The following is a 25663-nucleotide window of genomic DNA, read 5'->3' as shown; positions in this document are numbered from 1 at the left end:
GCGGGCTGGCAAGGCTTTCTTCACGGGTTGCCCTCATGTTCCCCCTGAAACGGGGCAACACCCATCGGAGATGCGAATGGCAGAAATCCTGAGTTTGACCGTATCAGAGGCGGTTCGGGTGGACAGCCAGCGCATCGCTGGCATCATGGCGGAACTTGGCGACACGGCAGCGCAGCATGTTATCGGGCTGGCGCTGGAACAACTGGCCACCATCCTGACCACGACCGAAGCAGCCTTGGCCGCAGGTGATCTGGCCAGAACCGTGGCCGATTCAGAACATATGGCGCGTCTGGCGTGGCAGATCGGGCTTTTATCGCTGGCAGGCGTGGCGATGGATCTGGGCAGCACAGCCGAACGGGGCGATCTGCCCGCATTGGCCGCCATCAGGGCGCGGCTGCAACGTGTGGGCAACCTTTCCCTGACCGCTATCTGGGATCGGGCGGCCATATCGTGACACCGGCGGTTGGGGTTGCAGCGAATTGCACGATCTGTAGGCTGGCGCCGATCTGCTAAGGAACACATCATGACCCCCGAATTCGCCACCGATTCCGAAACCACTCGCCCCCTGTGGCTGCTGTGGAGCGGTCAGGATCTGCCCGCCGAGGCAAAGGCAGGCGCATGGCCCGACGCCAGTGGCTTTACTGCCAAGGCCGGTCAGATCTGCCTGTTGCCGTCCGAAGATGGCGGGGTTCGCGGGGCATTGATGGGTCTGGGCGACCGCAATTCCAGCGGACGTGACCGTTTCCAGCTGGCCCGCGCCCATGCGCTGCCGAAAGGCGACTGGCATCTGGCCAACCAGCCCGACGGCCTGACCCCCGACCAGCTGACGCTTGGCTGGCTGCTGGGCCAGTACCGCTTTACCCGCTATGCCGGTGTGGCCCCGCAGGGTCCGCGTCTGGTCTGTCCGCAGGGCGTGGATATGGACCGCATGCTGGCCATTGCAGCGGGCGAATTCCTGACCCGCGACCTGATCAACACCCCCGCCAGCGACCTTGGCCCCGACAAGCTGGAGGCAGCCGCCCGTGCCCTTTGCAACGATCTGGGCGGCAAGATCGAGGTAACCACCGGCACCGCCCTGCTGAAAAACAATTTCCCGCTGATCCATGCCGTCGGTCGTGCCTCGGCAACCGAGCCGCGCCTGCTGGACATTCGTATCGGTGACACCGGACCGATGCTGACCATTGTCGGCAAGGGCGTCTGCTATGACACAGGCGGGCTGAACCTGAAGCCCGGTGCCTCTATGGGATTGATGAAAAAGGATATGGGCGGGGCGGCGACGGCGCTTGGTCTATTGAAAATGCTGGTAAAAACCGGTGCGGCGGCGAACATCCGGCTGCGGGTGCTGATCCCGGCGGTCGAAAACAGTGTCGCGGGCAATGCCTTCCGCCCCGGTGACATCCTTGCCAGCCGCAAGGGCCTGTCGGTCGAGGTGAACAACACCGACGCCGAGGGCCGTCTGGTGCTGGCCGATGCCCTGACTTACGGGGCCGAGGAAAACCCCGATCTGATGATCTCGCTGGCGACGCTGACGGGGGCTGCGCGCGTGGCCTTGGGGCCGGATGTGCCGCCGTTTTATTGCGATGATGATGCGACGGCCACTGCGCTGCAATCGGCAGCGATGCAGGCCGATGACCCGCTGTGGCGCATGCCCTTCTGGGAACCCTATGAAGGTCTGATCGAACCGGGCATCGCCGATCTGGATAACGCGCCATCGGGCGGTATGGCGGGGTCGATCACGGCAGCGCTGTTCCTGAAGCGCTTTGCAGATGGCGCAGGTCGCTATGCCCATCTGGACATCTATGGCTGGCAACCCACCGCCGCCCCCGGTCGCCCCAAGGGTGGCGTCGGCCAAGGATCGCGGGCCATTCTGGCCGCCCTGCCCGCGATCCTGTCCTGATGGATCGCCGTCTGACCCCCGCCACAGACCGCGTCGCGCTGGATACCCTGCGCGGCCAGCTGGACCGCCCCGCCTATACCGCCGGACGCCCTGCGCGGCTGGTCGTGCCGCTGACCGATATCCTGACTGCCCCCGACGGTCGTCGCGACAGGCAGCTGGTGTTTGGCACTGACCTGACAGTGATCGACGAACAGGACGGCTTTGCCTTTATCCAGTCCGGACTGGACCGGTATTGCGGCTGGGTCCGCGCAGATGCGCTGACCTATGACCTGCCCACGCTAACCCATCGCGTCACGGCCCCTGCCACGCATGTCTATCCGGTCGCGAATATGAAACAGCCCGAACGCATGTCCCTGACGCGCGGGTCGCGTCTGTCAGTTGTGGCGATTGCCGATGGCTTTGCCGAACTGGCCGGCGGCGGCTTTATCCCCGCCCAGCATATCGGCAACCAGCCTGCGACCGATCCGGCGCAGGTGGCGGAAACGCTGTTGGGGACGCCCTATCTGTGGGGCGGTAACAGCCGGTCGGGCATTGATTGTTCGGGGCTGGCGCAGTTGTCACTGACCGAATGCGGCATTTCCTGCCCCGGTGACAGCGATCTGCAACGTGATGCGTTTCCGGTGACAGACAGCATCCAGCGCGGTGATCTGCTGTTCTGGCCGGGGCATGTGGCGGTGGCGCTGTCATCTGACATGATGATCCACGCAACGGCATGGCAGATGGCGGTGATCCGCGAATCCATCCCCGATGCGATTGCCCGCATCGATGCGGCGGGCCACGGGCCGTTTCAGGGCGCGCGCCGCCCAAGGTGACGCGCGCCGGTCGGCTTTACAGATTGAAGACGCGTTCCGGCTGGACCATGCCGCCCTGATAGCGGCCAATGCAAACCGGACCGGTCGCATCGGACACCCAGACCAGTTCGCCCCATTCGGCACCATTGGTCACTTCGCCCGGATTGCCATTGCGAATGCGAATGGCACCTTCGGTCGTGGCGCGAACCATGGGCAGGTCGGCCAGACCTGTTTCCAGTGGCAAAAGCTGGCTTTCCAGCCATTCCTGACCTTCACGGTCGACCTTGTCGAAGGCAACACCGTTTTCGGCCTCGAACGGGCCGGACCATGTGCGGCGCAGATGCGCGACATGACCAAGGCAGCCCAAGGCACGGCCCAGATCGCGGGCGATGGACCGGACATAGCCGCCCTTGCCACACACCATTTCCAGACGCGCGGTGTCGGAACCGGCCTCCAGCAACTTCAGGCTTTCGACCCACAGGGGGCGGGCGGCCAATTCCATTTCAATGCCTTCGCGGGCCAGATCATAGGCGCGCTCGCCATCGACCTTGACGGCGGAATAGGCGGGCGGGATCTGCATGATTTCGCCGGTGAAGGTGGCCAAGGCGTCCTGCACCTGCGCTTCAGTCGGACGGGCATCGGCGGTCTTGACCACTTCGCCCGAGGCATCGTCGGTGGCCGTTTCGCCCCCCCAGTTGACCAGAAAATCATAGCATTTCAGCGCGTCGGTGATGATGGGAACGGTCTTTGTCGCCTCACCCAGTGCCACGGCCAGAACGCCCGTCGCATCGGGGTCCAGCGTACCTGCATGGCCCGCCTTCTTGGCATCCAGTGCCCAACGCACCTTTGCCACAACCGCGGTCGAGGTGACCCCTGCGGGTTTGTCCACGATCAGCCAGCCATTGACCTCACGGCCCTTTTTGCGTGCCATCCGATACTCCTGAAAATCAAGGGGCGGGGGCATAGCCCCGCCCGTGCCCGCCGTCAACCGGCCAAGGGCTTAGTTCTGTTCGACCAGTCCGATAATCGGCCCGATGCTGCGTCCGAAATCTGCCCGATTGACCGAAGGCGCGTAAAGCCGCGACACCGAACCGTCAAAATACAGCGCATCCCGCACGCCCAGTTTGTCGCGGAACATCCGGCCAAATTCATGGAAGGTCACGGGGCGGCTGGAAATGGCGAACCATGCGGTCTGCCCGTCGGGCGACACACCAACTCCGTTGCGGATATAGCGGCTGTCGCTGTTTTCCAAAAAGCGCGGGTGCAATTCACCATCCACCACAAGCATCGGTCCAGATTGCGTTGCCAGACGGCATTGCGGACGTGCTGCCGCAAAGGCGCGGCTTTCGATCACCTGAAAGGGACGGTCCCCGCCCGCACAGAACACACCGTTCGGTAACAGACCGAAATTACCGTCGCTGGCACCGGTGACAATGGGCGACAGTTCCTGACCGTCAATGACCAGCAGGCCCACGGGGCGATAATCGGGATGGAACATCCCCGCATTCATCGCAAAGCCAAGCGACTGCCCGTCGCCCAACGTCCGGCGAACATTGTTGAAGTTACGCAGCGGCTTGTCATCGGCCCCGTTCTGCCACAGCTGCAGATCAGCCTGTTCGGATGCAGGGACCGTGCACAGCACATATCCCTGACCGTCATGTTCGACACGATCACAGGTGGCCGCGCCCGCAGGCAGGGCCAACGCGACCAGCATCCCCAACGCAACCGCAAGGCGGCGGGGCAGATCAGCGGTCATCGCCATCCTCGGGCATGTCGTCTTCATCGGGTGTCTCGACATCGCGGCGGACGCGCTCATCCTCGAACAGACGGCGGGTTTCGTCCATGCGGTCGAAGGTTTCGTCCAGCTGGAAGATCAGCTGGGGCGCATATTTCAGCGTCATCTTCTTGGTCACCAGATGGCGCAGCTCGGGGATGTTACGGCGCAGGGCGGCCAATGCCTCTTGCGCGTCACGCCCGCCAAGCGGCAGCACATATGCTGTCGCAGCCTTGAGGTCGGTCGACATGCGAACCTCGCCCACGGTGATAGAGTGACGGTTAAGATCCGGGTCATGCACATCCGCGCGCAAAAGCACGTCGGATAGGGTGCGTCGGATCAATTCGCCCACACGCAACTGACGCTGCGACGGGCCACGACCTTGGGAATTGCGGTTCTCTGCCATGTGCCCCGATGTAGGGGGTCGCGGGCCGGCCCGCAACGGGATATGACGCTGTAAAAGCCAACAGGGGTGACAGATGAGTGATTTTGAGAACACAGACGCACCGGCACGCCCCGGAATTGTGGTCACCGGCGCGTCCGGACGCATGGGCCAGATGCTGATCCGGCTGATTCTTGACAACCCCGACGTCCGCCTTGCAGGGGCCCTGGAACGCAGCGGCAATGAATGGGTCGGGCGCGATGTCGGCCAGGTGCTGGGCCGTGATGCGGTGGGGATTACCGTCACCGATGATGCCGTCACCGCCATCGCACAGGCACAAGCCGTGATTGATTTTACCGCCCCTGATGCGACCGTCGCCTTTGCCGAACTGACCGCACAGGCCCGCGCTGTGCATGTGATCGGCACCACCGGCATGGAACAGCACCACTTGGACAAGCTGACCGCCGCCGCCCGCCACGCCCCCATCATCCGCGCCGGCAACATGAGCCTTGGCGTCAACCTGCTGGTCGGCCTGACCCGCAAGGTTGCCGCCGCCCTTGGAACCGATTGGGACATCGAGGTTGTCGAGGCCCATCACCGCCACAAGGTCGATGCCCCGTCCGGCACCGCCCTGATGCTGGGCGAAGCTGCCGCCGAAGGTCGCGGTGCCAGTCTGGACGACCTGCGCACCCCTGCCCGCGAAGGCATCACCGGCGCGCGCGACACCGGCAGCATCGGCTTTTCCGCCATTCGCGGCGGCGATGTGGTTGGCGAACATGATGTGATCTTTGCCGCCGACGGCGAACGTGTCGTGCTGCGCCATCTGGCGACCGATCGTGCGATCTTTGGCCGTGGTGCGATCCGCGCCGCCATCTGGGGGCAGGACAAAGGTCCGGGGGAATATGATATGAACGACGTTCTGGGGCTGTAATCCAATCTTGCGAAAGGCCGACATATGACCCTGATCGCCGATGAAACCCTGACCGCCGCGCTGGCCCGTATGCTGGCCGCCGATCTGCACCCCGGTCAGACCGTATTGCTGGACGGTCCTGTCGGGGCGGGCAAAACGCATTTCGCCCGCGCCTTTATCCGCGCCCGCCAAGGCGATCTGGCCGAGGATGTGCCCAGCCCGACCTTTACGCTGGTCCAGACCTATGACGACCCGATGGGCAGCCAGATCTGGCACGCCGACCTCTATCGCCTGACCGACCCGTCCGAGCTGTTCGAGCTGGGTCTGGATGACGCCATGCAGGACGCCATCTGCCTGATCGAATGGCCCGACCGGCTGGACGTAACCCCGCCCGACCCCTTGCGGATCGCCATTGCCAATTGCCCTGACCCCGACCTGCGCCAGATCGATCTGGATTTCGCGGGTGCCGACCGCATGGCCGCACGCGCGACCTTTGTCACGCAGGCCGGTTGGGGCGATGCGCGGGTGATGCCGCTGGCGGGCGATGCCTCGGCGCGGCGATATTTCCGGCTGCATGGGCCACAGGGCACGGCGATTTTGATGGATGATCCCGCAGGTGCGATGCCTGCGTTTTTGACCATGACCAATTGGCTGACGGACCACGGCTTTGGTGCGCCTGCTGTTCTGGCACAGGATCAGGTCAACGGTCTGGCACTGGTGCAGGATCTGGGCGATGATCTGGTGGCGCGGGTGCTGGAACGTGACCCCGATGCCGCGCGCTCGGTCTATGACCGCGTGACCGATCTGCTGGTCGATCTGCACCGCCAGCCGGTGCCTGATTTCATGCCCGCGCTGGACGCGACGGCACTGGCCGATCAGGTTGGGTTGTTTGCCGAATGGTATCCGCAGGCGGCTGGTATCACGGGTGGCGCGGAAATTGCCCCCATCATCGCCCGCCTTCATGACCAGCTGGCAACCCTGCCGCCCGTCGTTGCCTTGCGCGACTTCCATGCCGAAAACCTGATCTGGCGCGGGTCCGCCCCCCTTGGGTTGATCGATTATCAGGACGCGGTGGCCGCCCATCCGGCCTATGATCTGGTATCGGCCCTGCAAGATGCCCGCCGCGATGTGCCCCCCGAAATCGAGGCATCCTGCATCGACCGTTACCTTGCCGCCACCGGCCATGATGGTCACAGCTTTCGCGCCGCCTATGCCCTGCTGGGCGCACAGCGGAACCTGCGGATCATGGGGATCTTTACCCGATTGTGTCTGCGGGACGGCAAGCCGCGCTATCTGGATTTCATGCCGCGCGTCTGGGAATTCATCCAACGCAACCTTGCACATCCGGCGCTTGCCGAACTGGCCGCGCAGGTCAATGCCTTGCCCGCCCCTGATGCCGATCTGATCGAAAGGACCCGCGCCAAATGCCCTTGCCCCTGATGATCTTTGCAGCGGGGCTTGGCACACGCATGCGCCCGCTGACCGACAACTGCCCGAAGCCGCTGGTCAAGGTCGGGGACCGGACCCTGCTGGACCGCGCGCTGGATTTGGGGCGGGACGCAGATTGTGCGCCTGTGGTGGTGAACACGCATTATCTGGGCGATCAGATTGCCGCGCATCTGGCGGGACAGGATGTGGCGATCAGCCCCGAACCTGACCTGATTCTGGATACCGGCGGCGGCTTGCGTCAGGCGCTGCCTTTGCTGGGCCGCGGGCCGGTGATGACGCTGAACCCCGATGTCGTCTGGACCGGACCGAACCCGCTGGCCACGCTGCAATCGGCATGGGACGGCGACCGGATGGACGCACTGCTGGTGCTGATCCCCATCGCACAGGCAACAGCCCGCAAAGGTGCTGGCGATTTCAGCATGGACGCCACCGGTGGCCTGACCCGCAAGGGCGATTACGTCTATGCCGGTGCCCAGATCATCCGGCCAGACCTACTGGCCGACATTACCGACACGGCCTTTTCGCTGAACATCCTGTGGGACATGCTGATCACCAAAGGGCGCGTCTTTGGCATGGTCCATGACGGCGGATGGTGTGATGTCGGCTATCCCGCCGCCATCCCGATGGCACAGGCGCTGCTGGATGGGTGATCACATGCGCGGCCTTTACGCCCTGCCCCCCGGTGTCAATTTCGCCGAGGAATTCGTCCGTGGCCTGATGGCCCGCATGGCCGGTCACCCCCCCGAGGCTTTGGCCCGCGTCACCATTCTGGTCAATGCCTCGCAAACGATGGGCGAAATCCGTCTGGCGTTCGACCGCGCGGGGCCATTGTTGCTGCCCAAGCTGCGGACCATCACCTCGGTCGATCCGGGGCCGGTCTTGATGCCGCAACTGCCCGAGGCCCCTTTGGCGCGCCGCCTGCAGCTGGCGCAATTGATTGACCGCTTTGTCAAACTGCGCCCCGAACTGGGGGCGGGACATTCCATCCCCGCTCTGGCAGATTCTCTGTCCAAGCTGATGACCGAAATGCAGACCGAGGGGCTGGATTTCGAGGTTTTGGAAAATATCGATACCGGTGATCACGCCCGTCACTGGCAAAACGCATTGGGATTTCTGGCGATTGCTGCGAAATTCCATCTGGACGAACCATGGCGCGACCGCGCCGCCCGCCAGCGCGTCGCAGCCGAAGCTGCATTGACCGATTGGGCGCAAGGGCTGAACATTCCCGACGGGCCGGTGATTGTCGCCGGATCGACCGCGTCCCACGGTGCGACGCGGATGTATATGCAGGCGGTTGCCGCGCTGCCGCAGGGGGCCGTCGTCCTGCCCGGTTTCGATTTCGACCAGCCACAACCGGTCTGGGACAGCTTGGGCGACGCGGCAGATGACCACCCGCAATCACGGTTTGCACTGTTGATTCGTGATGCGGGCTATCCAACGCGCTGGACCGATGCCCAGCCGACATCACCTGAACTGAACAAGCTGATGTCGCTGGCCCTGCGCCCCGCGCCCGTGACCGATCAATGGATTGCCGAAGGTCCCGACCTGCCCGACCTGATCCCCGCCACGCAAAACCTGACCCTGATCGAGGCCGACCAGCCCGGCCAGGAGGCCGAAGCCATCGCCCTTGTCATGCGCGATGCTGCCGAACGCGACGAATGCGTCACCCTGATGGCCGCCGACAGTTCGCTGATCCGCCGCGTGGCCGCCGCTTTGGACCGTTGGCATATCATGCCCGATGACAGCGCGGGCCGTCCCCTGTCGCTGACCGCCCCCGGCCTGTTCCTGCGCCAGATCGCATCCTTGTTCGGCGAGGCGCTGACCGTTGACCGCCTGCTGATCCTGCTGAAACATCCGATGACCGCCACGGGATCGCAGGTCATTGGCCGCAATGACATCCTGCGCAACACCCGCGATCTGGAATTGCAGTTGCGTAAGCATGGCCCCGCCTTTCCCGACAGCGACACATTGGCCGATTGGGCCACCAAGGGCGATGACAGCCGCAAGGTCTGGGCTGGCTGGCTGGCCGGTATTCTAGACCGCATCACCCCATTGGAACTGGACCGTGGTCCCCGACCTCTGGCCGACCGCCTGCGCGATGTGATTGCACTGGCCGAGGCATTGGCCGCGGGTCCCGATGGCGATCCGGCAACGTCGCGCCTGTGGCAGGACAAAGCGGGCACTATGTCGCGCGCCGTGTTGGACTATCTGCTGGAACATGCCCATCATGGCCCCGATATCGGGCCAAGCGATCTACGGTCGCTGTTGATTACCGAATTGCAAGCCAAGGCCGTGCGCGAAGATATCGCCACTTGGCACAGTCTGCGCATCCGTGGCCCGCGCGAGGCGCGTCTTTATGCCAATGGCACCGTGATCCTGTCGGGGCTGAACGAAGGCGGCTGGCCGCAGCCCCTGACCCCCGACCCGTGGCTGTCGCGCCAGATGCGGCTGGCGGCTGGTCTGCCGGTGCCCGAACGCCAGATCGGTTTGGCGGCGCATGACTTTCAACAGGGGATCGCCGCCGAGCGCGTCATCCTGACCCGCGCCCGCCGCGACGCCGAGGCGGAAACCATCCCTTCACGCTGGTTGAACCGGATGATGAACCTGATGGGCGGTTTGCCCGAACGCAACGGCCCGCAGGCGCTGTCCGATATGCGTGCGCGTGGCAATGACTGGCTGGCCAAGGCCGACGCTGTGGCACGCCCGACCGAAACCATTGCACCCGCGCGCCGTCCATCCCCCATTCCGCCCGCGCCACCCTTTGGCGAATTGCCGGTGACGGATATCTCGCTGCTGATCCGCGACCCCTATGCGGTCTATGCCAAGCGCGTGCTGAACCTGCGCCCTCTGCCGCCCCTACGCTCGGAACCGGATGCGGCGCTGCGCGGCCAGACCCTGCATGCCATCGTCGAGGCGCTGCTGAAGTCCCGCCCCGCCCCCGACACCCCGCCCGAGGTTCTGAAGGCGCAATTTCTGACCATCACCCATGCGACCCTTGAACAGGAAGTGCCATGGCCCACCGCCCGCGCCTTCTGGGCGGCACGGATCGAAGGCATCGCCGACCGCATCGTGGCCGACGAATTGGCCCGCCTTGGCGAAGGCAGCCCGACGGTCATTGAAAACCGTGGCCGCGTGTCGGTGCCGGGGATGGAGTTTACCCTGACCGCCAAACCCGACCGCATCGATCTGCTGAATGACGGTCAGGTCGTGGTCTATGACTATAAATCCGGCAGCCCGCCCACCGATGCCCAGATCCGCCATTTCGACAAGCAGCTAATGCTAGAGGCCGCTATGGCCCGCCGTGGCGGCTTTTCCGACCTTGGGCCGGTGGAGGTAACAGCCATCCGCTATATCCAGCTGGGCGGTGAAGGAAAGACATTCGAACGTGACCACAGCGACGGTATCGAAGGCGAAACATGGGACGGCTTTGTCGAACTGATCGCCGCCTATCTGACCGGTCAGGCAGGTTTTACCGCCATGCGCGCGCCCGAAAAAACATCCTATGCCGGTGATTATGACCATCTGGCCCGTTATGGCGAATGGGCGCTGACCGATACCGCAGAACCGAAAAAGGTGGGCGATGATGGATGAAGCCACGCAGAACCAGATTGCCGCCGCCGATCCGGCCCGCACCACATGGCTGACCGCCAATGCAGGGTCCGGCAAAACGCGCGTGCTGACCGATCGTGTGGCCCGCCTGTTGCTGGCGGGCACCGCGCCCGAACGCATCCTGTGCCTGACCTATACCAAAGCCGCCGCGACCGAGATGCAGAACCGCCTTCTGTCGCGTCTGGGCAAATGGGCAATGCTGCCCGAACCCGATCTGCGGGCCGAACTGGCGCAGCTGGGTGAAGGCGGCGACCCCGATCTGGCCGAGGCGCGGCGTCTGTTCGCCCGTGCCATCGAAACCCCCGGCGGGCTGAAGGTCCAGACCATCCACAGCTTTTGCGCCGCTCTGCTGCGCCGCTTTCCCCTAGAGGCGAACGTGCCGATGGGTTTCAGCGAAATGGATGATCGCAGCGCCCGCACCCTGCGTGCGCGTATTCTGGATGAAATGGCCGAAAAGAACGATCCGGCTGTTCGCGATCTGACCAGCCTGCAATCGGGCGACAATCTGGACGGCTTTCTGGCGGGCCTGTCAGAAGGCGATTATCTGACGCCCCCCGATGCCAATGCCATCTGGACCGCGCTGGACCTGCCGCGCGGTGTCACCGCCGACGCTCTGCTGTCGGATGTTTTTACCGGGTCCGAAGGCGATCTGTTCGACGCGTTGATCCCCGTTCTGCGGACCGGTAAATCCACCGATGCCAAACTGGCCGCCACCCTGTCCCAAGGCCGATGGCGCGATCCGTCGATGGCTGATCTGTGGCGCCTGTGCGGCTGTCTGCTGACCGGCGGCAGCGCCAAGGTTCCGTTCAGCGCCAAGACCGGCAGCATTCCCACCAAAGACCTGCGTCTTGGAGCCTGCGTGCCCTTTATGGCTGATTTCGAAGACCTGATGGTGCGCGTCGAACTGGCCCGTCCGCAGGCGCTGGCCCTGTCCACCGCTGAAAAAACGCTGGCGTTGCACCGCTTTGGCCATGCCTTTACCACCCGTATGGCAGCGGAAAAGACGGCCCATGGCTGGCTGGATTTCGATGACCTGATCCACCGCACCGCGCAACTGCTGGAAGAATCCAGCATGGCGCAATGGGTGCTGTGGCGTCTGGATGGCGGCATCGACCATATTCTGGTGGATGAGGCACAAGATACCAGCCCCGACCAATGGCGCGTGATCCGCCGCCTGACCGATGAATTCACCAATGGCGAAGGCGCGCAGGACCGCCCCCGCACGCTGTTCGTGGTGGGTGATCCCAAACAGTCGATCTATTCCTTCCAAGGCGCCGATATCGCCGTCTTCGAGGATATGCGCGACAGCTTTGACAAAGATTTCGACGCTGTCCAGCAACCCATGCAGCGGCGTGGTCTGGCGCACAGCTTCCGGTCATCCCCCGCGGTGCTGTCGCTGGTCGATGCGGTGTTTCAGGGTGATGCAGCGCAGGGTCTGGGCGATCCGCCCCGCCATGTCGCCTTTCGCAGCACCCTGCCCGGTCGCGTCGACATCTGGCCCGCCCTGCCCGATCCCGACACGCCCGACCGCCCCGACTGGACCCAACCCGTCGATGCGCCCGCCGAAAACGATGCGAATACCGAACTGGCACGTATCGTCGCCCGCCAGATCCGCGACATGCTAGGCACGCCCATTCTGGATGCAAAATCCGGCAAGCTGCGCGCCATCGGGGCCGGAGATGTGCAGATTCTGGTGCAAAGACGCAGTGATCTGTTCACATCGCTGATTGCCGAACTGAAGGTCGCCGGCCTGCCTGTGGCCGGTGCCGACCGGCTGAAACTGGCGGCAGAACTGGCCGTGCGCGACATCACCGCCACCCTTTCGGTTCTGGCGACCCCCGAAGACGACCTGTCACTGGCCGCCGCCCTGCGGTCGCCGCTGTTCGGCATGTCCGAAAACGACCTGTTCCGCCTGTCCCAACGCAAAAAGGGCGAATTCCTGTGGAAACGCTTGCGGGAATCGGATCATACGGCCACGCTGGATATCCTGAACGATCTGGCAGCCCGTGCCGATTATGTCCGCCCCTATGACATCATCGCCCGCCTGCTGACCCGCCACGGCGGTCGCGCCGCCCTTCTGGCCCGCCTTGGCCCCGAGGCCGAGGACGGCATTGACGAACTGCTGTCCCAAGCCATCGCCTATGAAGAGGTCGAGACGCCCTCGCTCACCGGTTTTCTGGTCTGGCTGCAGAGCGATGACGTGCAGGTCAAACGCCAGCTGCCCAGCGGCGCGGGCGGCCTGATCCGCGTGATGACGGTTCACGGATCCAAGGGACTGGAGAGCCCCGTGGTTATCCTGCCCGAAACGCAAAAGCGCCGTGCCGACAGCCGCCAGCGGATTGTGCGCGTCGATGATATGCCCGTCTGGAAAGGGGCTGCCACCGAACGCTGTGACGCCGTCGCACTGGCCGTCGCCGAATGGGACCAGAAACAGGACGAGGAACGCCGCCGCCTGCTTTATGTCGCGATGACGCGTGCGGAAAGCTGGCTGGTCGTGGCCGCGGCGGGCGATACCGGCGATGCTTTGGAAAGCTGGTATTCGATGATTGCAGACGGGGCCACGCGCACCGATCTGGTCCGCAGCAAACTGCCAGTGGCCGGATTGGGCGACGGCTTGCGTCTGTCCTTTGGCGATTGGCCCGAACAGGCGGTCGATGCCGAAACCGCCCCTGTGGTCACGACAGCACCGCCCGACTGGGCCATGCGGATGCCGCCACATCCGGCAGATTATGTCAGTGTCCTGACCGCAACCGGTCTGGGCGGGGCCAAGGTCATCGGCGGACCATCGCAGGGCGACCGTGATGCCGCAATGCTGCGGGGCACGCGGCTGCATCTGCTGTTGGAACATCTGCCCGCCTATCCGCGCGACACATGGGCGGGCCTGTCGCGTACCCTGCTGTCGGGTGCCGAAGGCGGTCTGGCCGATGCTGGTGAAATCGACGACCTGCTGTCCGAGGTGACGCTGCTGATCGACGCCCCCGCGCTGGATCAGGTTCTGCGTCCTGCCCCCGACACGCAGGTTCTGGCCGAGGTTGCAATCACCACCCCCATGCCCGATGGCCGTATCCTGAACGGCATCATCGACCGGTTGGTCATCAGCCCGACGGAAGTTCTGGCCGTGGATTACAAAACCAACAGCACTGTTCCCGACACGCCCGAGGCCACGCCCGAAGGGATTTTGCGCCAGATGGCTGCCTATCGCACGGCATTGCGGGGCATCTGGCCGGACCGGTCTGTCAAGGTCGCGGTGCTGTGGACACAGACGCAAAACATGATGGAGCTGCCTGATGCGATACTGGATCAGGCATTAGATAGCGTCATGCGCGCCCCTTGACCAAAGCGCCCCCCGATCCTAGCTGTTGGGGGAACCCGATCGCCGGTCCCCTCCGGCCCTGGAATAAATAGGAGCTGAGCATGGCAACCGTGCATGTGAATGACGCAGAATTCGACGCCGAGGTCCGTCAGGCCGATACCGCAGTGATCGTTGATTTCTGGGCCGAATGGTGCGGCCCTTGCAAACAGATCGGCCCCGCACTGGAAGAACTGTCGGATGAATATGCCGGCAAGATCAAGATCGTGAAGATCAACGTCGACGAAAACCCCGAACAGGCGGCCCAGTTGGGCGTGCGCGGCATTCCGGCCCTTTTCATGTTCAAAGGCGGCGAAGTCGTATCCAACCGCATGGGCGCTGCCCCCAAAGCGGCGCTGAAAAGCTGGATTGACGAATCCATCTGATCGCCTGATCAGGCAATACGAAAGGCGGCGGCCCCTTAGACGGGCCAGCCGCCTTTTTTCATGGCTGCCAACAGGCGGGCATCCGCATCAGGGGCCATCATGTCCAGACCGGTCTGCCGCAGGAACCAGTCAAGGTATTTGGCCGTCGGTGGCTTGTGGTCCGCCGCGCGGGCCAATGCCTTATCGGCCCCCATTTGTGCCACATTCAGCGCGATATGGTGGAAATCGGACAATCCGTACAGCACTACTGGCTTGTCCAGAATTAACCCGTCAAACCCGACGCCGCTGTTTTGTGTAACAACAAAGGCACAATCGCGCAGCAGGGCCTTGGTATCACCGCCAATGGTCAGGTTCGGACGGGCGCTGGCGACCTTATGCAGGGCGGCGATATCCTGATCGTCGTAAACCTCTTTCGGGTGCAGGGTGACAGTGCAGGGCCGCCTAGTTTCGGCCACGTCACGCACCATCTGCAGCGGGCTGGCCGACTGGAAGCTGCGCTGGCGGCGTATATGGCCTTGCAGCGGGATCAGCACATGGTCGCCCCGCACAGGATCAGGCCCCGGCAGAACGCGGTCGCGCAGCTTTTGTGCGAAATCACGCGACGCCGCATGATCGATCTGCGCCCCGTCAAATGTTGCCAAAGCCACCGGCCAGCGCCAGCGTTCGGCCAAAGGCTCCAGCCGCCAGAAGGGATAGTGATAGGCCAGCCGGAAGGTCAAAGCACGGTCATGGGTCGGCTTTTCCATATTGAACAGCGCATAGCCGGGCCGGTCGGGGGCCTGCGCACGCGCGGCTTCCCCCGATTGACGGATCGTGACCTGCCAACCTTGCGCCTTTAGCAACGCCGTCATCCGGTTCAGAAAGCCCAGCTTGCCCGCCTGCGCGGTTTGCAGGATCGGCTGGTGCAGATAGACGGTCAGCAGTTTTTCAATGCCCATATCGGTCACGCTAGGGCGCGAATGCGTGATTTTCAACGGGTTGCAAGCGGGGCGGGCCGCTCATATCTGCAACATAACGTAAATCTTTTCGGAGCAGCGCCCCATGGCAGATGACAAATTCCCCGGCTGGCACGGCACCACCATTCTGGCAGTGCGCCGCGGCGGCAAGGTGGTTGTGGCCGGTGACGGTCAGGTCAGCGTCGGACCGACGGTTATGAAGGGCACCGCCCGCAAGGTGCGCCGCCTGTCCCCCGGTGGCCGCGATGTGATTGTCGGCTTTGCCGGATCGACCGCCGACGCCTTTACCCTGCTGGAACGGCTGGAAAAAAAACTGGAGGCAGCGCCCGGCCAGTTGCAGCGTGCTTGTGTGGATCTGGCCAAGGACTGGCGCACCGATAAATACCTGCGCAATCTGGAAGCCATGCTGATCGTCACCGACGGCATCGACCTGCTGGTCGTGACAGGCGCGGGTGATGTTCTGGAACCCGAACATGACGTGGCGGCCATCGGCTCGGGCGGGAATTTCGCCTTGGCGGCTGCGCGTGGCCTGCTGGAAACCGATCTGGATGCCGAAGCCGTGGCCCGCAAGGCGATGGCGATTGCCTCGGACATCTGCGTTTACACCAATGGCCGTCTGACCGTCGAAACCGCGGACAGCTAAGACCCGTTTCGCCCCAAGGCCAACAAAGGATTCCCCACCATGAGCGACCTGACCCCGCGCGAGATCGTGTCCGAACTGGACCGTTTCATCATCGGACAACAAGAGGCAAAGCGTGCCGTGGCCGTGGCCATGCGCAACCGCTGGCGCCGCAAACAACTGGGCGATGACCTGCGCGACGAGGTGTACCCCAAGAACATCCTGATGATCGGACCAACAGGTGTCGGCAAAACCGAAATCAGCCGCCGTCTGGCCAAGCTGGCCAATGCCCCCTTCATCAAGGTCGAGGCGACGAAATTCACCGAAGTCGGCTATGTCGGTCGTGACGTCGAACAGATCATCCGCGATCTGGTCGATGCCGCCGTCATCGACACCCGTGAACGCATGCGCGACGAGGTCAAGGCAGGCGCCCGCCAAGCCGCCGAGGATCGCGTGATCGAGGCGCTGGCCGGTAAGGATGCCCGCGACGGCACCCGCCAGATGTTCCGGGACAAGCTGAAGAACGGCCAGCTGGACGACACCGTGATAGAGCTGGAATTGCAGGACAATTCGAACCCGCTTGGCGGGATGGAAATGCCCGGCCAGCCCGGTCAGCAGATGGGCGGCATGATGGACCTGTCGGGCCTGATGAAGGCATTCGGCGGGCGTCGCGTGCGTCGCAAGGTCTCCGTCGCCGAAAGCTATGACCTGCTGATCGCCGAAGAGGCTGACAAGCTGCTGGACGATGAGGTGGTGAAAGCTGCCGCCCTTGAAAATGTCCAGGAAAGCGGCATTGTCTTTATCGATGAAATCGACAAGGTCTGTGCCAAGAACGAAGGCCGTGGCGGTGATGTCAGTCGCGAAGGCGTCCAGCGCGACCTGCTGCCCCTGATCGAGGGCACGACCGTCAGCACCAAACATGGCGCAGTCCGCACCGACCACATCCTGTTCATCGCCTCGGGGGCGTTCCATGTCGCCAAACCGTCGGACCTGTTGCCCGAACTTCAGGGCCGTCTGCCGATCCGCGTTGAATTGCGTGCGCTGACCGAAGGTGACTTCGTCCGCATCCTGACCGAAACCGACAACGCCCTGACGCGCCAGTATACGGCGCTGATGGCCACCGAAAAGGTGACGGTCAGCTTTACCGATGACGGTATCGCCGCCCTTGCCCGCATCGCCGCCGAGGTCAACAGCTCGGTCGAGAATATCGGCGCGCGGCGTTTGTATACCGTAATCGAACGCGTGTTCGAGGAACTGTCCTTCAACGCGCCGGACCGCGAAGGCGAAACCATCAGCGTCGATGATGCCTTCGTCGAAAAGCATCTAGGCGATCTGTCGCGTTCGGTCGATCTGTCGCGCTACGTGCTGTAAGGCAAGGGAACCTATACCATGTGACCGTGTTCGGTTGGTGAATTCTGACAGAGGACGGATCACATGGGTTGGCTATTTAGCGTCATCATCTTCGTTTTGGATGTCTGGGCGATCGCGCAGATCATCAATACGAACACCAGCACCAAGGCAAAGCTGTTGTGGATCCTGTTGATCCTTGTGCTGCCGGTGATTGGTTTCATCATCTGGTATTTCGCGGGGCCAAAGACAAGCAAACCGCTTTGACCGCGACTGATATGACAAAAAGCGCGTCCCGATCGGGGCGCGCTTTTTCATGGGTCAGGGATGCCGGCGCAGATAGACGTAATAGGCCCCTTCGCCGCCATGCTTGTAATGTGCGGCCGTGACCTGCTGGACCACCATCGACAAAGGCGGGCTGTGAAGCCAATAGGGCACCTGATGCCGCAAGGCCCCCGGCCGCGTCGGCAACGGACCATAATCGCCGCGCCCCTTGCCAGTGATCACCAGCACCAGCCGCAATCCGGATGAATGGCAGGACATGATAAAATGCATCAGTTCGGGCTGTGCCGCAGACAGGGTCATACCGTGCAGGTCCAGCCGCGCCTCGGGCCGCATTTTGCCCTGACTCATCTTGCGGTGGGTTTTCGCGTCCATCCGCAGATCGGCCGCAGACAGACGTTCGGCGGGGGAAACGGGTTTCGCCAGTCGCGGTGCTTGCTGGGATGCTGTCTGACCGACGCGGAAACGGGGCAAGGGCTGTGGAACCGGTGGCGTCACAGATGTGCGGGGCTGAGCCGAATGTTCTTCAGCCGCGCCTGGCAGCCGCAGCGATGTCTTATGCATCGGCGTGGCTGTTCGGGCCACAAGCGCCCAGATTTCCTTATCTTCGGCCGTCAGACCCTTGCGCCGCCGCATCAGCCAGTCGCGACAAGCTGCCAGTTGGGATCATCTTCGCCCATATGACGGGCAAAGGTCCAAACGTCTTTCTGTTTGCGGGCAACCTTGGGATCACCTTCAACGACATTGCCATCTGCGTCCATCGTTGCAGCAATCAATTCCCCCACGAACCGGACCGAGATTTCGGCTATACCGGTCGCGTGATCGAATTCGGCTGCGGCAAGGGCGGTATCACGGGTGCCCAAATATTGCGCCTGAACCGTCTGACCCTGTGCGGTACGCTGGTCGATCACCGATTGGAACGCCTGCGCGACCGGTTCGGACAGAAAGGCGCGAACATCGGACAGGTCACCGCGTTCGAAGGCCATCAGGATCATTTCATAGGCCTGACGCGATCCCGACAGGAAGTCGCGGACACCGAACGAGGGTTCTACCTGCTTCATCGCGGCCAGTGCAGCGGCGGCAGGGGTGCCATCCTCGGCGTGGTCCTGAATGTCGTGATCCACCTGATCGGCCGATCCTTCGATCACCTCGAATCTGGCAGGGGCAGAGGATGGGGTTTCCACCTTCGGCGGTTCGAAACCGTCGCGGGTGCCCAACACGTTTCGCAGCCGCAGGATCAGGAAGATCGCGATGCCGGCAAGGACAAGCAGCTGAAGCAAAGGGTTGGACATAAGGGCAACCTCAAGATCGATACGGATTTGTAAATGGCGGTTAGGCCATTATGTAGGGACGGTACAGGCGCAAGTCCAGTTTCCGCGCCGAAAGGAAAGGGAATTCCCATGCGGCTGTTCTGGCTGTTTCTTCTGGTCCCCATCGTCGAAATCGGCCTGTTCATTCAGGTCGGCGGTTTGATCGGGCTGTGGCCGACGCTGGCCATCGTGGTTCTGACCGCCATTGTCGGCACCAGTCTGATGCGCAGTCAGGGGGCACAGGCTTTTCAGGAAGTCCAGCGTAGCTTCAGCGAAATGCGCGACCCGACCCGACCGCTGGCCCATGGCGTGATGATTCTGGTGGCCGGTATGCTGCTACTGACACCGGGGTTCTTCACCGATACCCTTGGCATGCTGCTGTTGATCCCGAAATTGCGTGACAAGGTCATGCAACAGATCGCCAGCCGTGTCACCGTGACGCAGATGGGTGCACAGATGAACCGCAACGGCTATCGCCCGCGTGGGGATGACGGGACCATTGATGGCGAATTCGTCGTCACCGATCCCGATCAGCCAACCCGTCCCCGTAATCCGCAGGAACTTGACCCTCCGGGCAGTTCGGGCTGGACACGGGATTGAGGGAGTGAATGCTGCCTGATACAAGCATGCTAATTTAAGAAATAAACGTTGAGGGAAGAACATGGCCGACGAAGACACGCAAAACGGTGCCGAGGCACAGCCGCAGCCCAAGCAGCAGCAACAGCCCCGTATGCAGATTTTGGCACAGTTCGTCCGCGACCTGTCGTTCGAGAATATGGTCGCCCAGAAAGGCGCACCCAGCGGTGATGTCCAACCAGAAATCTCGGTTCAGGTCAGCCTTGATGCGCGCAAGCGCGGTGGTGACAACCAGTTCGAGGTGATCACCAAATACCGCGTGACCTCGACCAACAAGACCGAAGGCAGCACGCTGTTTCTGGCCGAGCTGGATTACGGCGGGGTCTTCCAGATCGACGGCGTTCCGGAAGACCAGCTGCATGCCTTCCTGATGATCGAATGCCCGCGCATGTTGTTCCCCTTTGTGCGTCGCATCGTATCGGATCTGACCCGCGACGGCGGTTTCCCCGCGTTCAACATGGATCCGGTCGATTTTGTGGCGTTGTACCGTCAGGAACTGGCGCGCCGCGCCCAGCAGAACCAACCCCCTGCTGACCAGCGTCTGTCGTAAGACCTGATGGCCACCCGGCCCACGCGTGCCTGGCAGCGGATGCTGTCGGGCCGCAGGCTTGACCTGCTGGACCCCACCCCCTTCGACATCGAAATTGGCGACATCGCCCATGGGCTGGCCTTTGTGGCCCGCTGGAATGGCCAGACGCATGGTGACTGGCCCTATTCCGTGGCCGAGCATTCCTTGCTGGTCGAACAGATCTTTACCCACCACCACCCCGAAGCCGAACCGCAGTGGCGACTGGCGGCGTTGCTGCATGATGCACCGGAATATGTCATCGGTGACATGATCTCGCCCGTCAAAGCCGCCCTTGGGCATGAATACGGTGCCATGGACGAACGGTTGGCATCTGCCATCCATCGCCGGTTCGGATTGCCAGCGGTCTTGCCTGTTGTCGTCAAGAAACGGATCAAAGCAGCGGATCGTATCTCGGCACGGCTTGAGGCGACCTCCATTGCCGGATTTTCGGAACCGGAAGCCAAGCGTTTCTTTCCGATTCCTGCAGCCTTGGGGCAGACAGACTGGACAATCGCCCTGCGACCGCCCGCTGAAACGCGGCAGGCCTTTCTGGGTCAGTTCGACTATTTGTTAAAATTGATCGACAATAGATAAAGGGGGGCAATGCCCCCCTTTGAAGAAAATCACAAAATCGGTATGCCTCAGATCAGCAGGTCGTCCAGTTCCTTACCTTCGGCAAGGCTTTCCTGAACCCAACGCGGTTTGCGACCGCGACCGGTCCACGTCATCGTCGGGTCCTGCGGGTTCGCGTATTTCGGCGCAACGGTGCCCGTACGGCTTGGCTTGCTGCCGGTCAGTTCGGACAGGTTGAAACCATGTTCACGCGCTGCTTCCTCGATCGCGACCAATGCCTCGCGGCGTTTACGGTCCTCATAGGAATTTATAGCGCGGTCCAAACGGGTCCGCAGATCCTGCATTTCTTTCAGGGACATCTTGTCAAAATCAATGCTCATTTGTGCTTTTCTTTACATTCGCTGAATAATTAACATTATATATATTAGCATATAATATTAATTCAATATATCCCTTAGGATATAAATGCTAAGAAACAATTAACGCGGACCTCTTTTGGCAAGAATCCGCTGTAACGTCCGACGATGCATATGAAGGCGACGGGCCGTTTCGCTGACATTCCGGTCGCACTGCTCATATACACGTTGGATATGTTCCCAACGCACCCGATCAGCAGACATCGGGTTTTCAGGGGGGGGCGGCAATAATTCTCCACTGGAAAGTAATGCCGATGTTACGTCATTTGCGTCTGCCGGTTTGGCCAGATAATCAGTCGCCCCCATTTTAACAGCAGCAACGGCTGTCGCGATCGCGCCATAACCGGTTAAAACAATAATACGGGCATCGGGGCGCTTTTCGCGCAAAGTCTCGACAACATCCAGACCGTTACCATCTTCCAGCCGCAGGTCGACCACGGCATAGGCCGGAGCGTTTTTCTGGATATTTTTTAAAGCACTGGCCACCGTCAAAGAGGTTTCGGTTTGAAATCCCCGCTTTTCCATCGCACGCGCAAGGCGAGTCACGAATATTTCATCGTCATCGACAAGTAAAAGCGTGGGATCGGGACCAACTTTCACATTCATTTTATCCATCCTTGCGCTCTTTATCCAATTCATTTGAATTTGGGCGCTAAAAGGCCCGTTTTCAAACCTCTGTGACAATTTGGCTTAGGCTGCGGCATCCATAAAACAACCTACGCTTTCAGACATAACCTCGGGGGTTGTATCACGGTTATAAAACTCAACCGTTTTATTGCCGGGCATAACCAGATATGTATTGGTCATATGATCGACCAGATAGTATTCCGGTTCATCTTCGTTCTGCAATTTAAAGTAGTTTCGCCATCCTTTATTAACTGCGGCGATTTCATCTTCGGAACCGGTAAGCCCGATCATATCATCCGAAAACAAACTGGTAAAATCTGACAGAACTTCTGGAGTATCACGCGCTGGATCGACAGTTATAAAAACGGTCTGCACATCTTTACCCTGTTCTTGCAGCAGGGTTTCCGCCTCGGCGTTGCGTGCACTGTCCAAGGGGCAAACATCGGGGCAGAAGGTATATCCGAAATAAAGAAGCGTCGGTTTGGTGAATACATCAGCGGCGGTAACGCGGACGCCATCATCACGCGTCAGGGTGAAATCGGTGCCAAAGCTGTCCATACCCCCCGCGACAGCACTTTTGGTGCATTGGGCATATGCATCCCCGCCACGGCTTTGTGTCACGATCACAGTGCCCGCCAGCAATACGGCGATCGTGGCTGCGGATCCGATCAGCAGGATTTTGCGGTCGACCATGCTGGCCTCCTGTTAAGAGTGTCAAATGCGCGCATTGATCGCTTATCGGGTCAGGGGTATCAAGGCTTCCTATGTCGCAGCACAGGCTCATGATGACCCAATTGCCCCCAGCCGACGACCCGCTGACCAAAGCCATGCGTACCGGCAACACACCCAATGCCGAACCCATCCGCATGCGGACACTTGTTCTGTTGCGCTGGTTTTCGATATCGGGACAGATGGCGGCAGTGATCGTGGCATGGTTCATGGGTGTGGGCTTTGTCAAAACGCCGGTGATCTTGCTGATCGCAGCGTCGATCCTGATGAACCTGTGGCTGTTTCTATGTCCGCCCAAGCGGACATCGCCCAATCGGGCGGTGCTGCAGCTCAGCTTCGATCTGGTGCAGATTTCAGCGTTGATGGCGCTGACGGGGGGGATGGCAAATCCCTTTGCGCTTCTGGTGCTGGCACCTGTGACCATTGCTGCAGCGTCGCTGAACGGGCGGCAGGTCTTGGCGCTTGGACTGGCCACCGTGGCGCTGATTTCGTTCGCGGCGGTGTTTGGCCTGTCGTTGCGCGAACCCGACGGTGATATCCTGCGGATGGAGCCGATCTTGCAGCTTGGCCATTGGGTCGCGCTGGTCATCGGGGTGGTATTCTTCGCAGGCTACGCCCATCGCGTCACGGCAGAACTGTCGGACACGGCAAACGCCCTGTTTGCGACGCAAATGGCGCTGTCGCGCGAACAGCGGCTGCAGCATCTGGGCGGCGTTGTCGCGGCAGCAGCGCATGAAATGGGCACCCCCCTTGCCACCATCAAACTGATCGCCGGAGAGTTGGCCGATGAGCTGAGCGACGATCCCGACCTGCACGCCGATGCGATTACCCTGCGCAATTCCGCCGACCGCTGTGCTGCAATTCTGCGCAGCATGGGGCGCGCGGGCAAAGACGACCTGCATATGCGCGCCGCCCCCCTGCGCGCCGTGCTGGAGGATGCCGCAGCCCCCCACGCCGATCGCGGCCCCTTGGTGGAAATTATCGCCGATGGCCCCGTGATCCGCCGCGATCCCGCCATCATCCACGCCCTTCGCAACCTGATCCAGAACGCCGTGGATTTTGCCGAAAACCGCGTGGTGATCGAAACGCAGGTCACGCGGGAAACGCTGACGGTTACCGTGCGCGATGATGGTCCGGGCTATCCGCCACATCTGTTGTCACGGATCGGCGACCCTTACCTCAGCCGACGCTCGGAGGCGCAGCGCGGCAGTTACGAAGGCATGGGTCTGGGGCTGTTCATCGCAAAGACCTTGCTGGAACGGTCGGGGGCCAAGCTGTCCTTTGCCAACGGCGGGCCGGGGGCCATCGTATCCGTGCGCTGGCCCATAGACCGCATCCGCTCGGTGGACCGGCTGGCACTGTCACATAATCCCAACATCGACAGCTGACGCATCTTAACAGCTTGTTAATCACGCCCGTCCTATGTTCCGTCAGACATCAGGGGGACGTTTCGAATGGATATGCAAGGCGCACAACTTGTCCTGACAGCGGTTTCATGCGGAACCGTTTCAGTGCTGCTGGCGGTGGGGATGATCCGCATGTGGGACCGGCGCAGGCAAGGGCAGGGCAGTGTAACACGACCTGCCGCCCCCATGGACGGTCAGGTCCAGCCGGTCGTCTTCCTGTTCCGGCAAAACCGCCTGATCGACGCGACATCCCCCGCACGTGCCTTTCTGGAACATGTGGCATTGCCCGATGACGACTGGCTGCGTCTGATGCAATGGATCGGGCCGCGTTTTGACAATGCCGCCGAGCGCTTGTCACAGTTGGCGCAACTGGGGCGGGTCGAAATGCTGGGCCGTCAGGGGCAGGGCAGTGCCGCCCTGCGCCTGCTGGCCGAGGATCTGGGCGATGGTCTGTGGCGCGTCACCGTCACCGACCCCGAAGCGCAGCATTGTGGCACGGTCGTCGATTCGATGTCCCTGCAAGCGATGGAGGAGGAATTGCATCTGCTGCGCGGTGCCTTGGACCAGACGCCCATGCTGGTCTGGCGTCTTGATGCGGATGAACAGGTCACGTGGGCCAATGCCGCCTATCTGCGCCGCGCCGAGGCGCGCAGCGAAGGGGCCCTTGGCTGGCCTTTGCCCAAACTTCTGGACACCCCCCGCCCCGTTCCGGGCGCAGGCCACGGCAACCGCCGCGCCGCGCTTGAGGATAAGGGCATCGTGTCATGGTACGACTGTCACAGCCACCGGATCGGTGACCATCTGATGATGTTCGCCCTGCCCGCCGATGCTGCCGTTCGTGCGGAACGGTCCTTGCGGGAATTCGTGCAGACCCTGACCAAGACATTCGCCGATCTTCCCATCGGGCTGGCCATTTTCGATCAAAGCCGCAAATTGCAGCTGTTCAATCCGGCTCTGATCGATCTGACCCACCTGCCAACCGGATTTCTGACCGCCCGACCGACGCTGTTCGACTTTCTGGACCAGCTGCGCGAACAGCGTATGGTACCTGAACCCAAGGATTATCGCAGCTGGCGCCAGCATATGGCCAATCTGGAAAATGCAGCCGCCACCGGCCACCATCTGGAAACATGGTCCTTGCCCGACGGCCAGACCTATCGCGTCACCGGACGGCCCCATCCGGACGGGGCCGTGGCCTTCCTGTTCGAAAATATCACATCGGAAATGTCACTGACCCGCCAGTTCAGGGCCGACCTGTTGCTGGGGTCACATGTGCTGGACGCGCTGGATGATGGCATTGCGGTCTTTGCACCGGACGGCAAACTGGTTCTGGGCAACCAGATCTATCACGATCTGTGGGACCATCCTGCCACCACTTTGTCCGATGCCTTGGCCGCATGCAGCCTTACCGGCAAGACAGGTCCCGGCTTTGCGGCGCTGCGCGACGCCTTGATGCAAACCACCGGTCATACACCCACAAGCGGCGCCATGGCGGGACCACAAGGTCAGTTGCTGGGCTGGACCGTTAATTACCTAAGCGGCGGTCGCAAGATGCTGCGACTGCGGGTGGGGTCGGGGCAACCGATCGCATTGGGGCAGGGTGATCCGTCGTCGGTTTTGGCCCATGCAATCGGTGTCGATTGAGCC

Annotated in this window: 26 protein-coding genes; 17 read left to right on the top strand and 9 right to left on the bottom strand. The window is 61.9% G+C overall.

Annotation, left to right across the window (positions count from 1 at the left end; genetic code table 11):
• Positions 1 to 76 precede the first annotated feature (76 nt).
• The 3 genes from DWB67_RS05320 (at position 77) to DWB67_RS05310 (ending at position 2709) form a co-directional block, all read left to right on the top strand.
• Complete coding sequence (locus DWB67_RS05320; protein WP_119806471.1) at positions 77 to 454, top strand: hypothetical protein; 378 nt, start codon at positions 77 to 79, stop codon at positions 452 to 454.
• A 69-nt stretch (positions 455 to 523) separates the two neighbouring features.
• A complete protein-coding gene (locus tag DWB67_RS05315; RefSeq protein ID WP_119806470.1) occupies positions 524 to 1897 on the top strand; it encodes a M17 family metallopeptidase in 1374 nt (457 codons plus the stop codon).
• Positions 1897 to 2709, top strand: coding sequence for an NlpC/P60 family protein (locus tag DWB67_RS05310; RefSeq protein WP_119806469.1), 813 nt, complete (start codon positions 1897 to 1899; stop codon positions 2707 to 2709). Before DWB67_RS05315 ends, DWB67_RS05310 begins: the two co-directional genes overlap by 1 nt.
• A gap of 16 nt (positions 2710 to 2725) precedes the next feature.
• On the opposite strand, the gene truB is transcribed toward DWB67_RS05310, so the two are convergent.
• The 3 genes from truB to rbfA form a co-directional block, all read right to left on the bottom strand.
• Positions 2726 to 3619: a tRNA pseudouridine(55) synthase TruB gene (gene truB, locus DWB67_RS05305; protein WP_119806468.1), complete on the bottom strand. Its 894-nt coding sequence runs from the start codon at positions 3617 to 3619 to the stop codon at positions 2726 to 2728.
• Between the two features lie 69 nt (positions 3620 to 3688).
• Entirely contained in the window at positions 3689 to 4444 is a 756-nt protein-coding gene (locus tag DWB67_RS05300) for a phosphodiester glycosidase family protein (RefSeq protein ID WP_119806546.1), read from the bottom strand.
• On the bottom strand, positions 4434 to 4868 hold the full coding sequence (rbfA, locus tag DWB67_RS05295; protein ID WP_119806467.1) for a 30S ribosome-binding factor RbfA: 435 nt from the start codon (positions 4866 to 4868) through the stop codon (positions 4434 to 4436). The genes DWB67_RS05300 and rbfA overlap by 11 nt, the downstream gene beginning before the upstream one ends.
• A gap of 73 nt (positions 4869 to 4941) precedes the next feature.
• Between rbfA and dapB the strand changes: the two genes are divergently transcribed.
• The 6 genes from dapB to trxA all read left to right on the top strand — a co-directional run bounded on the left by dapB (position 4942) and on the right by trxA (position 14547).
• Entirely contained in the window at positions 4942 to 5775 is an 834-nt protein-coding gene (gene dapB / locus DWB67_RS05290) for a 4-hydroxy-tetrahydrodipicolinate reductase (RefSeq protein ID WP_119806466.1), read from the top strand.
• 24 nt (positions 5776 to 5799) lie between these two features.
• Positions 5800 to 7194, top strand: a complete 1395-nt coding sequence (gene tsaE / locus DWB67_RS05285) for a tRNA (adenosine(37)-N6)-threonylcarbamoyltransferase complex ATPase subunit type 1 TsaE (RefSeq protein WP_119806465.1) — start codon at positions 5800 to 5802, stop codon at positions 7192 to 7194.
• Positions 7179 to 7853, top strand: coding sequence for a nucleotidyltransferase family protein (locus DWB67_RS05280; protein WP_119806464.1), 675 nt, complete (start codon positions 7179 to 7181; stop codon positions 7851 to 7853). The genes tsaE and DWB67_RS05280 overlap by 16 nt, the downstream gene beginning before the upstream one ends.
• Complete coding sequence (addB, locus tag DWB67_RS05275; protein ID WP_119806463.1) at positions 7846 to 10794, top strand: double-strand break repair protein AddB; 2949 nt, start codon at positions 7846 to 7848, stop codon at positions 10792 to 10794. The genes DWB67_RS05280 and addB overlap by 8 nt, the downstream gene beginning before the upstream one ends.
• Entirely contained in the window at positions 10784 to 14146 is a 3363-nt protein-coding gene (gene addA / locus DWB67_RS05270) for a double-strand break repair helicase AddA (protein ID WP_119806462.1), read from the top strand. Before addB ends, addA begins: the two co-directional genes overlap by 11 nt.
• An 80-nt stretch (positions 14147 to 14226) precedes the next feature.
• The gene (trxA, locus tag DWB67_RS05265; protein WP_119806461.1) at positions 14227 to 14547 is read left to right on the top strand and encodes a thioredoxin; all 321 of its coding nucleotides are present in this window, start codon (positions 14227 to 14229) and stop codon (positions 14545 to 14547) included.
• A gap of 35 nt (positions 14548 to 14582) precedes the next feature.
• On the opposite strand, the gene DWB67_RS05260 is transcribed toward trxA, so the two are convergent.
• On the bottom strand, positions 14583 to 15485 hold the full coding sequence (locus DWB67_RS05260) for a hypothetical protein (protein WP_119806460.1): 903 nt from the start codon (positions 15483 to 15485) through the stop codon (positions 14583 to 14585).
• A gap of 103 nt (positions 15486 to 15588) precedes the next feature.
• Between DWB67_RS05260 and hslV the strand changes: the two genes are divergently transcribed.
• The 3 genes from hslV (at position 15589) to DWB67_RS05245 (ending at position 17736) form a co-directional block, all read left to right on the top strand.
• Positions 15589 to 16146, top strand: a complete 558-nt coding sequence (gene hslV, locus DWB67_RS05255) for an ATP-dependent protease subunit HslV (protein WP_119806459.1) — start codon at positions 15589 to 15591, stop codon at positions 16144 to 16146.
• 39 nt (positions 16147 to 16185) lie between these two features.
• Positions 16186 to 17493, top strand: a complete 1308-nt coding sequence (gene hslU / locus DWB67_RS05250) for an ATP-dependent protease ATPase subunit HslU (RefSeq protein ID WP_119806458.1) — start codon at positions 16186 to 16188, stop codon at positions 17491 to 17493.
• A 63-nt stretch (positions 17494 to 17556) separates the two neighbouring features.
• Complete coding sequence (locus DWB67_RS05245) at positions 17557 to 17736, top strand: PLDc N-terminal domain-containing protein (RefSeq protein WP_119806457.1); 180 nt, start codon at positions 17557 to 17559, stop codon at positions 17734 to 17736.
• Positions 17737 to 17790: 54 nt separating this feature from the next.
• Here the strand turns inward: DWB67_RS05245 and DWB67_RS05240 are convergent, their stop codons facing one another.
• Both DWB67_RS05240 and DWB67_RS05235 read right to left on the bottom strand, forming a co-directional pair.
• Positions 17791 to 18387 carry a Smr/MutS family protein gene (locus DWB67_RS05240; protein WP_119806456.1) on the bottom strand — a complete coding sequence of 199 codons (597 nt, stop codon included), beginning with the start codon at positions 18385 to 18387 and terminating at the stop codon, positions 17791 to 17793.
• The gene (locus DWB67_RS05235; protein ID WP_119806455.1) at positions 18387 to 19043 is read right to left on the bottom strand and encodes a Tim44/TimA family putative adaptor protein; all 657 of its coding nucleotides are present in this window, start codon (positions 19041 to 19043) and stop codon (positions 18387 to 18389) included. The genes DWB67_RS05240 and DWB67_RS05235 overlap by 1 nt, the downstream gene beginning before the upstream one ends.
• Before the next feature lie 108 nt (positions 19044 to 19151).
• Here DWB67_RS05235 and DWB67_RS05230 point away from each other — a divergent pair, with 108 nt between their 5' ends.
• From DWB67_RS05230 to DWB67_RS05220, 3 genes are all read left to right on the top strand, one after another.
• Positions 19152 to 19661 (top strand): FxsA family protein, encoded by a 510-nt coding sequence (locus DWB67_RS05230; protein ID WP_119806454.1) that lies wholly within the window; start codon positions 19152 to 19154, stop codon positions 19659 to 19661.
• Between the two features lie 61 nt (positions 19662 to 19722).
• The gene (gene secB / locus DWB67_RS05225) at positions 19723 to 20247 is read left to right on the top strand and encodes a protein-export chaperone SecB (protein ID WP_119806453.1); all 525 of its coding nucleotides are present in this window, start codon (positions 19723 to 19725) and stop codon (positions 20245 to 20247) included.
• Between the two features lie 6 nt (positions 20248 to 20253).
• Complete coding sequence (locus DWB67_RS05220) at positions 20254 to 20859, top strand: HD family hydrolase (protein ID WP_119806452.1); 606 nt, start codon at positions 20254 to 20256, stop codon at positions 20857 to 20859.
• Between the two features lie 47 nt (positions 20860 to 20906).
• Here the strand turns inward: DWB67_RS05220 and DWB67_RS05215 are convergent, their stop codons facing one another.
• The 3 genes from DWB67_RS05215 to DWB67_RS05205 form a co-directional block, all read right to left on the bottom strand.
• Positions 20907 to 21218, bottom strand: a complete 312-nt coding sequence (locus DWB67_RS05215) for an H-NS family nucleoid-associated regulatory protein (RefSeq protein ID WP_119806451.1) — start codon at positions 21216 to 21218, stop codon at positions 20907 to 20909.
• A gap of 99 nt (positions 21219 to 21317) precedes the next feature.
• Positions 21318 to 21869 carry an ActR/PrrA/RegA family redox response regulator transcription factor gene (locus DWB67_RS05210; RefSeq protein WP_119806450.1) on the bottom strand — a complete coding sequence of 184 codons (552 nt, stop codon included), beginning with the start codon at positions 21867 to 21869 and terminating at the stop codon, positions 21318 to 21320.
• A gap of 75 nt (positions 21870 to 21944) precedes the next feature.
• The gene (locus tag DWB67_RS05205; protein WP_119806449.1) at positions 21945 to 22574 is read right to left on the bottom strand and encodes an SCO family protein; all 630 of its coding nucleotides are present in this window, start codon (positions 22572 to 22574) and stop codon (positions 21945 to 21947) included.
• 92 nt (positions 22575 to 22666) lie between these two features.
• Here DWB67_RS05205 and DWB67_RS05200 point away from each other — a divergent pair, with 92 nt between their 5' ends.
• Both DWB67_RS05200 and DWB67_RS05195 read left to right on the top strand, forming a co-directional pair.
• Entirely contained in the window at positions 22667 to 23998 is a 1332-nt protein-coding gene (locus tag DWB67_RS05200) for an ActS/PrrB/RegB family redox-sensitive histidine kinase (protein ID WP_255418557.1), read from the top strand.
• A gap of 66 nt (positions 23999 to 24064) precedes the next feature.
• On the top strand, positions 24065 to 25660 hold the full coding sequence (locus DWB67_RS05195; RefSeq protein ID WP_119806448.1) for a PAS-domain containing protein: 1596 nt from the start codon (positions 24065 to 24067) through the stop codon (positions 25658 to 25660).
• The last annotated feature ends 3 nt before the right edge of the window (positions 25661 to 25663 follow it).

It is taken from the genome of Paracoccus sp. JM45 (assembly GCF_003590715.1).
Classification (GTDB): Bacteria; Pseudomonadota; Alphaproteobacteria; order Rhodobacterales; family Rhodobacteraceae; genus Paracoccus.
The sequence above is the reverse complement of the archived record's forward strand: the minus strand, read 5'-3'. Positions and strand labels throughout refer to the sequence as shown.